This window comes from uncultured Propionibacterium sp. (genome assembly GCF_963539965.1).
In the GTDB taxonomy this organism is placed as follows: Bacteria; Actinomycetota; Actinomycetes; order Propionibacteriales; family Propionibacteriaceae; genus Propionibacterium.
On the sequence record NZ_CAUTOU010000073.1, the window covers coordinates 1 to 9,816 of the forward strand.

The 9,816-nt window shown below is 71.8% G+C and carries 7 protein-coding genes and 1 pseudogene; 4 read left to right on the plus strand and 4 right to left on the minus strand.

Going from position 1 to position 9,816, the window contains the following annotated elements:
- From R2N01_RS09995 to recR, 3 genes and pseudogenes are all read left to right on the plus strand, one after another.
- Positions 1-810: pseudogene (locus R2N01_RS09995) on the plus strand (hypothetical protein); the annotation flags it as partial.
- Between the two features lie 128 nt (positions 811-938).
- Positions 939-1,247, plus strand: a complete 309-nt coding sequence (locus tag R2N01_RS10000; RefSeq protein ID WP_316670746.1) for a YbaB/EbfC family nucleoid-associated protein — start codon at positions 939-941, stop codon at positions 1,245-1,247.
- Between the two features lies 1 nt (position 1,248).
- Positions 1,249-1,857 carry a recombination mediator RecR gene (gene recR / locus R2N01_RS10005; protein ID WP_316670749.1) on the plus strand — a complete coding sequence of 203 codons (609 nt, stop codon included), beginning with the start codon at positions 1,249-1,251 and terminating at the stop codon, positions 1,855-1,857.
- Between the two features lie 78 nt (positions 1,858-1,935).
- Here the strand turns inward: recR and R2N01_RS10010 are convergent, their stop codons facing one another.
- Both R2N01_RS10010 and R2N01_RS10015 read right to left on the minus strand, forming a co-directional pair.
- Positions 1,936-2,862 (minus strand): hypothetical protein, encoded by a 927-nt coding sequence (locus R2N01_RS10010; protein WP_316670751.1) that lies wholly within the window; start codon positions 2,860-2,862, stop codon positions 1,936-1,938.
- A gap of 9 nt (positions 2,863-2,871) precedes the next feature.
- On the minus strand, positions 2,872-3,771 hold the full coding sequence (locus tag R2N01_RS10015; RefSeq protein ID WP_316670754.1) for a hypothetical protein: 900 nt from the start codon (positions 3,769-3,771) through the stop codon (positions 2,872-2,874).
- Between the two features lie 449 nt (positions 3,772-4,220).
- Here R2N01_RS10015 and ileS point away from each other — a divergent pair, with 449 nt between their 5' ends.
- The gene (gene ileS / locus R2N01_RS10020) at positions 4,221-7,412 is read left to right on the plus strand and encodes an isoleucine--tRNA ligase (RefSeq protein ID WP_316670756.1); all 3,192 of its coding nucleotides are present in this window, start codon (positions 4,221-4,223) and stop codon (positions 7,410-7,412) included.
- 81 nt (positions 7,413-7,493) lie between these two features.
- Here the strand turns inward: ileS and R2N01_RS10025 are convergent, their stop codons facing one another.
- Together R2N01_RS10025 and R2N01_RS10030 are read right to left on the minus strand one after the other, a co-directional pair.
- Complete coding sequence (locus tag R2N01_RS10025; protein WP_316670758.1) at positions 7,494-8,393, minus strand: NAD(P)-dependent oxidoreductase; 900 nt, start codon at positions 8,391-8,393, stop codon at positions 7,494-7,496.
- Positions 8,394-8,570: 177 nt separating this feature from the next.
- Positions 8,571-9,557, minus strand: a complete 987-nt coding sequence (locus R2N01_RS10030; protein WP_316670759.1) for a Gfo/Idh/MocA family oxidoreductase — start codon at positions 9,555-9,557, stop codon at positions 8,571-8,573.
- Positions 9,558-9,816 lie beyond the last annotated feature (259 nt).

Sequence of the window (9,816 nt, forward strand, 5' to 3'; positions counted from 1 at the left end):
CGGCCTCCGACGGGCGCGCCCACGCCGGTCCAGCCGGCTCAGCCGGTCCCGCAGGCCTCTCCCGGCCCCGCCCGGGTCACTACCGGCCAGCTGCGCCAGATGTGGCCGCAGGTCCTCGAAGCGGTCAAGAACCGTCGCCGCTTCGCCTGGATGACGCTCAGCCCCAATGCGCAGGTGCTCGACGTCAGCGCCGACCGTCTCACGCTGGCCTTCAACAACCCGGGCGCCCGCGAGTCCTTCGTCTCGCACGGCGGCTCCGAGGTCCTGCACGCGGCCCTCGTCGACGTGATCGGAGCCGCCCTCGAGATCGACACGGTCATCGAGGGCCGGGCCGCCGTCGACGGCCTCCGGCAGCAGGGCGGCCCGCCACCCGGCGGTGACGGCCCAAACCCTTCTGAGCGGGCGTCTGCGCAGGCCCGGCAGTCGCCCGCTGATCCCGCGGACAGCACCGCCGGTGCTCCCGATGATCCGGGTCACGACCCGTGGGCCGACCGTCCCGGCCCCGTCGCGGCCCCCGTCGGCTCTGCCCTCGGCCCCCGGATGGACCCCGGTGCGGCTGGCGCACCGCGGGACGCCCCGGTCGGGCCCGCCGGCCCGGCCCGGGACGAATCATCCGCCACGGCGACGCGCCGCCACGTCGTCGGACCGTCGCCCGAGCCCGGAGGGGGGGAGGGCGGGTACGATCCCGATTCCGATGCGAGTGCGGATGACGCGGCGGTCGAGGAGCCCGACAGGTCCGCCGCCCAGCTCCTCATCGACGAGTTGGGCGCTCGACTGATCGAGGAGCTCCCGAACGAGCCCGGGTTCTGAGCGGGCGTCCGGCGGTCCGGCGGGTCGGGTGCGCCACGTACCATGGGTATTCGTCGACCGGCCCGCCCGCCGGCTCTGCACGTACCGGTGGCCAACCCCGGCCGCCCGTCCTGAAAGGCAGACCACACATGTTCCCCGAGGGTATGGATGTGAACGCCCTGCTCGAGCAGGCCCAGCAGGTGCAGGCCCAGCTCCAGGAGGCCCAGCACGATCTCGAGTCCACGAGTTTCACCGGCACTGCCGGCGGCGAGCTCGTCAAGGCCACCGTCAAGGGCAACGGCGAACTGATCGGTCTGGTCATCAGGCCGGAGGCCATCGACCCGTCCGATGCGGAGGGCCTGGCCGACCTCGTCCTGGCCGCCGTGCGCGATGCGGCCACGAGGGCCTCCGCCGCCGCCCGGCAGGCCATGCCCGACCTCGGGCAGCTGGGTCTGTGACGTGTACGACGGACCGGTCCAGGATCTCGTCGACGAGCTGGGGCACCTACCCGGCGTGGGGCCCAAGAGCGCCCAGCGCATCGCCTTCTGGATGCTGGAGCAGCCGCAGGCCGACATCGAGCGCCTCGCGAACGTGCTCATGACGGTCAAGGAGCACACCCACATGTGCACGGTGTGCTTCAACGTGACCGACGCCGAGACCTGCCGCATCTGCCGCGATCCGCGCCGCGACAGGGCGCTGATCTGCGTGGTCGAGGAGTCCAAGGACGTCGTCGCCATCGAGCGCACCCGCGAGTTCCACGGCCTCTACCACGTGCTCGGCGGTTCGATCAGCCCCATCGACGGGCGCGGCCCCGGCGATCTGCGCATCGCCGAACTGGTGCGCCGCCTGTCCGACCCGGCGGTCGAGGAGGTCATCCTGGCCACCAACCCGAATCTCGAGGGCGAGGCCACCGCAACCTACATATCGCGCCTGCTGGCCGACACCCCCGGCGTCCGGGTCAGCAAACTCGCCTCGGGCCTGCCGGTCGGCGGCGATCTGGAGTACGCCGACGACGTGACGCTCGGCCGGGCCTTCAACGGCCGACGCTACGTCGGGGACGGGGAGTAGCGCGCCGAGAGGCCCGGCCGCTTGCCATCGCCGGCCATCTGCTCCTGCGAGAGGCCGGCAGGCCGTCTGCCCCCGGCATCACTTCGCGGTTGACTCCTCATCGGACGGGCACTGGTCGAGCCGGCGGCGGATGTCATCCTGCCCCTCCCGACTGACCACCAGGGTGCAGGCCGGGGATGTGGGGCCCGACCTCGCGGAACTCGAATCCTGTTCGCTGCTGTCGGCGTCCGGCGTCGGCAGGTATTTCTCGCAGGGAACTTGCTTCGGGGAGCTGGAGCCACCTTGGTACTCGATCCAGCACTTGATACCCGGGTCGGTGGGGGAGGGGACCGTCCCGCTGCCGGACTTGGACGATGACGGCATGGACTGCGATGCCGAGGCCGAGGAGGATCCGGTGGTGCTCGACGTCGGCGAGGCGCTTGGGGAGGACGGCGTGGGGCTCTGCGACGGGGAGGCCGGGGACGCGGAGGGGGACGGCCCGTCGCCGGGGGACCGGTCCGGCTGGAAGAACTCGACGACCCGCTGGGGGATCGAGGCCACGGTGTCGATGATCTTCTCGATGATGTTCTTGTCGGGCTCGGGGGGGGCGGGGGTCTGCTCCGGCGTGTCGGGCTGCACCAGGACCGGGGCCTGCGAGGTCGGTTCGGACGTCGCGTCGGACGTCGCGGCCGGCTGCTCAGCGGCGCCCTGGCCCGACGACGGGCTCGGGGAGGGGGACGGATAGGAGGGCGAGGCCGACGTCTGGCTCGCGCTGCTGGGACTCGGGGTGATCGTCACGACCGGGGTGGTGGTGGGCAGCGCCGGATCGCTGGTGGAGTTGAGCAGGCCGATGCCCACTCCGGCGGTTGCGATGGCGCCCGCCGCCGCAGCGGCGGCGATCTTCATGCGCGCGACGCGGCGCGCACGGACCGCGAAGCCGACCGCCTGGTCGGCCAAGGAGGCGCTCAGAACCGTGGCCTCGGGGGGCGTGGCCGCAAGATCGCGCAATTCGTCGCTGATACCCACAGAACTTCCTTAACCTGTGGCCAGTCGGCGGGGCGCTTGACCCTGCGGCCGGTCGTCGTCGGGGGTGTTCGTCATCACACGAGCCGGACCGTCGGTTCGTGCGGGAGTGTCGTCGCCGGTTCGCGCCGGGTGCTCACCGGTGCCGTGGTCCGCCGCCGAGAGGGAGGGGTCGCCGCTGTAGACCCTGCCCCTGGACCCGGGCCCGTCGCCCTGCACCCAGGTGAGGCCGATCTGGGCCGCGGAGCCGACGGACGAGTCCGCGGCGTCGGCTGCGCTCCTGTGGCGCGCCCTCTCGTCGAGATGGCGGCGGATCTCGACGACGGAGCCCAGCCTCCTCCTCCTGGCCGGCACCTTCAACGGGATGAGCCCGTGCCCCTCGCGCGCATCGGGCTCGTAGCCCCCGTCGGTGTCGCCGTCGGCCGGCATGACGACGGTGGGGGGGCCGCTCCCCTCCTGCTGCTGCTCGGGGTACGAGCTGCCCAGCGCGCTGAAGGCGGCCAGAGCACTGCGTACGTCGCCTGTCGTGCACCCCAGGTCGATGGCGACCTTCTGGCTGCTGCAGTCGTCGAGGACGGCGTGCACGGCGATGGCCCGGTCGGCCGGGGCGAGGGCCGCCAGGCGGCGGGCGATGAAGGCCTCGCCGCTCTGCTCGCCGGCGTTCTGGGCGGGCGCCTCCTTGTGGCCCTTCCTCGCGGTGTCCTCGAGGAAGAGGCGGTAGACGCAGAGCCTGGCCCACTCTGCGCACTCGGCATCGCTGGTGCGCTGCCTGTACTGCTTCAGCAGCAAGGCGGCGGTGCGGTTGAGCAGGCTCTCGGCACCCTCCCGGTCGTGGCACAGGAGGAAGGCGGTGCGGTAGAGCGCGGGGGTCTGTTCCGCGATGAACTCGCGGTAGCCCTGTGGCACTCCCATGCACAGACCCCGATTCGATCGTGCGGGAACGGCGGTCCCGCTGTGGAGGTGGACCCGGTCAGTTTACCAATAGACAGGTAAGAATTCATATTATTCCTAGCCAAATGCCTGATTTTTTCACAGGAAAGGTCCTGGAGGTCTCATCCGGGGGAGTATCCGGCGTGTCGCGGCGAGGCGATCGGCCGTCGTCCCGGGCGGCGCCGGGGCTCGTCCGCGACCGGGGCTCGTCTACAATGTGTCGGGTCGCACGGCGTCGATGGAGCCATCACTCCGGAGCCGCCGGAAGAACGGCGGGGGCACCCCGCTCATTAGAACCGGCAGCGGCGGACAAGCGAGAGGGGGCGCCCCGGGCGCCCCAAGAAGGGTGGTACCGCGGGCCGCCCCGGCGCCTCCGGCGCCGGGCTCTCGTCCCTTCGCAGCGTCGGCGACGTCAACAGCGAAGAGGAACGATGACATCCACCGAGTCCGAGCACGAGTCCACCACGGCCGGATACAGGACGGTTCCCGCCCAGATCGACCTGGCCGCGATGGATCACGAGATCATCGCCTTCTGGGAGGCCAACGACACCTTCGCCAAGAGCTGGCGGGCCACCCGGGGGGGGCCGCGCTGGAATTTCTTCGAGGGCCCGCCCACCGCCAACGGCCGGCCCGGCACCCACCACATCGAGGCCCGCGTCTTCAAGGACCTTTTCCCGCGCTTCAGGACGATGCAGGGCTATCGCGTCGACCGCAAGGCCGGCTGGGACTGCCATGGCCTGCCCGTCGAGCTGGCCGTCGAGAAGGAACTCGGCATCGATCACAAGAGCCAGATCGAGGAATACGGGATCGAGGGGTTCAACGCGAGATGCCGAGCCTCGGTCGGCGAGCACGTCGGCGAGTTCGCCGGACTGACCCGTCGCATGGGCTACTGGGTCAACATGGACGAGGCCTACTGGACGCTCGCGCCCGAGTACATCGACTCCGAGTGGTGGGCCCTGCGGAAGATCTTCGACGACGGCCTGCTGGTGCAGGACCACCGCGTCACGCCGTACTGCCCCAGGGACGAGACGGCCCTGTCCGATCACGAGGTCTCCCAGGGCTACCGGGACGTCACCGAGCCGTCGATCTACGTCACCTTCGCCCTGACCAGCGGCCCGTGGGCCGGCCGCGGCGCCGAGCTGCTCGTCTGGACGACCACCCCGTGGACCCTCGTGGCGAATACGGCCGTCGCCGTGCACCCCGAGGTCACCTACGTGCTCGCCACCGACGGCTCCCGGCGGCTCGTGCTGGCCGAGCCGCTGTTCGACGCCGTGCTGGGCGCCACCGACGAGGACGGGAACCGCATCTGGCGCGTGCTCGACACCATCGTCGGAGCCGACATGGCCGGCTGGGACTACCAGCGCCCGTACGAGTTCGTGCCCTTCGAGCGGCGGGCCGACTTCATCGTACTGGCCGACTACGTCACCACCGAGGACGGCTCCGGCCTGGTCCACCAGGCCCCCGCCTTCGGCGCGGACGACATGGCCGTGTGCCGCGCCAACGACCTGCCCGTCATCAACCCGATCCGGCCCGACGGCACCTTCGAGGAGGGCCTGCCCCTGGTCGGCGGCCTGTTCTTCAAGGACGCCGATCCCAGGATCCTGGCCGACCTGGCCGGACGCGGCATCCTGTTCCGCTCCGAGGAGCACACGCACTCGTACCCGCACTGCTGGCGCTGCGGCACCCCGTTGATCTACTACGCGCAACCGAGCTGGTACATCCGCACCACCCAGCGCAAGGAGGAGCTGCTCGCCCAAAACGAGAGGACCACCTGGTACCCCGACAGCATCAAGTGGGGCCGTTACGGCGACTGGCTGCGCAACAACATCGACTGGGCCCTGTCGCGCACCCGCTACTGGGGCACGCCGCTGCCGATCTGGCGCAACGACGAGGACCCGTCCAGGCTCTACTGCGTCGGCTCGCGCGCCGAGCTGGCCGAGCTGGCCGGGCGGCCGGAGCTGGCCGGCATGGACCCGCACCGTCCCTTCGTCGACGAGGTGACCTTCACCCTGCCCGGCCAGCCGGGCACCTACCGCCGCGTCCCCGAGGTCATCGACGCCTGGTTCGACTCGGGCTCGATGTCCTTCGCGCAGTGGGGCTACCCGTGGGTCGCCGGCTCCGAGCAGAGGTTCGCCGAGCACTTCCCGGCCGACTTCATCTGCGAGGCCATCGACCAGACCCGGGGCTGGTTCTACACGATGATGGCGGTCCCGACCCTCGTCTTCGGCGAGTCCAGCTACAGGAACGTGCTCTGCCTGGGACACATCCTGGCCGAGGACGGCCGCAAGATGAGCAAGCACTTCGACAACATCCTGCTGCCCATCCCGCTCATGGACAGGCACGGCGCCGATGCGGTCCGCTGGTTCATGGCCTCCTCCGGCTCCCCGTGGTCGGCCCGCCGCGTCGGCGACACGACGCTGCAGGAGGTCGTCCGCAAGGTCATGCTGACCTATTGGAACACGGTCGCCTTCCACAGCCTGTACGCCCGCGCCAACGGCTGGGCGCCGGTCGGCGAGGCCCCCGACGTCGCCGGGCGCCAGGTGCTCGACCGCTGGCTCGTCAGCGCCACCAACCAGCTCGTCGCCGATGCCGGCGAGGCGCTCGAGGCCTTCGACTCCCAGCGCTACGGCACGCTCGTCCAGTCCTTCATCGACGAGCTGTCCAACTGGTACGTGCGCCGCTCGCGCCGCCGCTTCTGGGACGGCGACGCCGGCGCCCTGTGGACGCTGCACGAGACCCTCGCCACGCTCACGCGGCTGATGGCGCCGCTGGCCCCGTTCATCACCGAGAGGGTCTGGCAGGACCTCTTCCGCCCGACCGTTCCCGGTGCGCCCGAGTCGGTCCACCTGACCGGCTGGCCGGTCGCCGACACCTCCCTCATCGACGCCGGACTGGGCGAGGCCGTGGAGCTGGCGCGCCGGCTGGTCGAGGTGGGCCGCGCCGCCCGCGCCGAGGCCAGGGTGAGGACCCGCCAGCCGCTGGGCCGCGCGCTCGTCAGCTCGGCCGCCATGGACAGGCTGCCGGACGAGCTGGTCGACGAGATCACCGCCGAGCTGAACATCGAGCGCCTCGACTCGTTCAGCTCCGCCGGCGACGTCGTGGTCTACAGCGCCAAGGCCAACTTCCGGGCCCTCGGCAGGCGCTACGGCAGGCAGACGCCCGTCGTCGCCGAGGCCGTCGCCGCCGCCGACGCCGCGGCCCTCGCCTCCGGGCTGTCCGGCGGCACGGTGACGCTGGACGTCGAGGGCGTCGGCCCCGTCGAGCTGGGCGCCGACGACGTGTTCATCACCGAGCGCCCGCGCGAGGGCTGGTCGGTCGCCGACGTCCAGGGCGACACCATCGCCCTGGACCTCACGCTGACGCCCGGGCTCGTCAGCGCGGGCCGGGCCCGCGAGGTCATCCGCTTCGTGCAGGAGTCCCGCAAGGCCGCCGGTCTGGACGTCTCGGACCGCATCGAACTGGCCTGGGCCACCGATGACACCGACCTGGCCGCCGCCATCGAGACCCACGCCGGGCTCATCGCCTCCGAGGTGCTCGCCACGAGCATGCGCAGGGCCGAGCCCGCCGCCGACTGGCGCCGCGAGGACGACCTCGGACTGCAGGTGAGGGTCGGCAGGGCCTGAGCCCGCAGGACCCGACCGGGTCCGCGAACACCGCGCCGACATGTCCACCGGGAAGCGCGGTGTTCGCGGGGGCGCTCGGGCTCAGGCCTCGGACGGGTGCTGCGTGTCCAGGCCGTTCACCCGGGCCGTGGCCTGCGCCACCCACGGCACATTGGAGTCCGCGTAGCCGGCCGCGCAGGCCAGCGACAGCGCCTCGTGGACGCCGTCCCCGACGACTGGCGCCACCTGCACGTCGCCGGCCAGGCGCGTGTAGTAGCGCACGTCCTTGCGGGCGTTGCCCAGTGCGAACCGCTGGCGCTCGTGATCGCCGTCCAGGGCGGCGCCCATGATGGTCAGCAGCTGGTTGTCGAACATGCCCTTGCCCAGCACGTCGACGAGCGTCCGCGGGTCGGCGCCCGCGGCCCGTGCGACGGCGAACGACTCGGCCAGGGCCGTCGTCGCGGCCTGGAGGCAGAAGTTGTTGAGGAGCTTGATCGTATGGCCGGCGCCCACCGGGCCCGCGCGCAGGATGTTCTCGCAGTAGCTGGCCAGTACCGGCTCGATGCGGGCGAAGACCTCGTCATCGGCCCCGACGAGCGTGTTGAGACGGCCCGCCTCCGCCTCGGCCGGCCCGCGGGTGAGCGGCGCGTCCGCGTAGGCCACGCCCAGTTCGGCGGCCTGTGCGGCCAGCGTGCGGGTGACGGCCGGCTCGCTGGTGGCGGCGTCGACGATGACCAGGCCCGGGCGGGGTGCGGTGAGCAGGCCTTCGGCGCCCGCCACCGCCTGCTGGACGTCCTGGGCGGTCGTGATGCAGATGACGACGACATCGCACCGGGCGCCGAGCTCGGCGTTCGACGCCACGCGGCGGGCGCCCAGCTCGTCCAGGCCGGCCGGCGCGTGCGAGTGCACCGTGTAGAGGATCTCGAAGCCCCCCTCGGCGATGTTCTTCGCCATGCCGTGCCCCATGAGGCCGTTCGCCCCGATGAAACCCACCGTCGTCATCGTTGTCCTCCCGTTGGTGCTCCCGTCCCAGGATCCCACGGATCCGGACGCGGGTGCCGGCGGGTCGGCCGGTGATGCGGCCCGGTGCGCCCGGCCCGCGAGCGGACCGCGCGCCGGAGACCGGACGAGCCCCTGCCCCGCACGGTGGGGGGCGGGGCCGGACGGTCGGCCCCCCGCTCACAGGGTCAACTGGTCGTGCGGCCGGTAGCCGAACTGGTCGAGCGCCTGCGTCATCGTCCGCGCGACGGCCAGCGAGTCGGCCAGCGGCACCAGCTCGTGCTCGGTGGCGCCGGCCGCGATCGCATCGGTGACCGATTGCAGCTCGAGGCGGTAGCCGGAGCCCTCGAACGGCTCGCTGATCACCTGGGGCTCGTTGCCCGGGATGCGCACGATGATGCGCGACGGATGGTGGAAGCGCGGGCCGATCTCGATGAAGCCCTCGGTGCCGGCGATCGTCATGCGCGCCGGCCCGTGGCCGGCCAGCGAGCAGCACAGCTGGGCGAACGAGCCGTCGCCGTAGCGCAGCTGGAGCGCCACGTCGGCGTCCACCCCGTTGTCGTAGCAACGGCCGGTGCACTGCATGGAGCTGGGCGTGCCCAGGAAGTCCTGCGCGAAGTGCAGCGCGTAGACGCCCAGGTCGAGCATCGAACCGCCGCCCAGTTCGGGCGCGAACAGGCGATCGGCCGGATCGAAATCGCGGTGCGCGAACAGGTCCCCCTGCAGCGCGCGCACCCGGCCGATGGAGCCCGACTCGACCGCCTGGTGAGCGGCCCGGACGGCCGGCAGGAAGCGCGTCCACATGCCCTCCATGAGGAAGGCGCGGCGTTCGCCGGCGGCGCGGATCAGTTGGCGGACGTGCTCGTCCTGGCAGCACATCGACTTCTCGACGAGAACCGCCTTGCCGGCGCCGATCGCGGCCAGCGCCAACGGGAAGTGCTGGGCGTTGGGCGTGGCGATGTAGACCGCATCGACGTCGGGATCGGCCACCAGCGCCTCGTAGCCGCCGTGGGCGTGCGGGATGCCGAACTCGGATGCGAAGGCCCGCGCCCGCTCGGCACTGCGCGAACCGACGGCGACGACCTCGGCGCCCTCGACCGCCGCGAACTCGGACGCGATCGTGCGCGAGATACGACCCGGTCCGGCGATTCCCCATTGAATGCTCATGAAATGAGCCTAAACTCCCGCCCGCCGGATGAACAGGTTCCGTACGACGAATTCAGGGACGAGCGGTGGGCCCCTCGTACCCGCTGGCGAGACGCTCAGCGGCCGCGGCGCCGGTAGCGGTACTCGCGGCGCTGGGCGCGGTACTGGCTCCTGGCCGCTTCGCGGATCGCACGAGCCTGCGAGCGGGCCCGGGTCCGGGCGTCCGTCGCGGCGGGCGGGCCGTCGGGCAGGGCCTGCGCCTGATCGTCCCCGGCCGCCG

Coding starts and splice junctions, on each gene's coding strand:
- R2N01_RS10025 (WP_316670758.1), bottom strand. CDS start 8,393: ATGACGACGGTGGGTTTCATCGGGGCGAACGGCCTCATGGGGCACGGC.
- R2N01_RS10000 (WP_316670746.1), top strand. CDS start 939: ATGTTCCCCGAGGGTATGGATGTGAACGCCCTGCTCGAGCAGGCCCAG.
- R2N01_RS10030 (WP_316670759.1), bottom strand. CDS start 9,557: ATGAGCATTCAATGGGGAATCGCCGGACCGGGTCGTATCTCGCGCACG.
- R2N01_RS10015 (WP_316670754.1), bottom strand. CDS start 3,771: ATGGGAGTGCCACAGGGCTACCGCGAGTTCATCGCGGAACAGACCCCC.
- ileS (WP_316670756.1), top strand. CDS start 4,221: ATGACATCCACCGAGTCCGAGCACGAGTCCACCACGGCCGGATACAGG.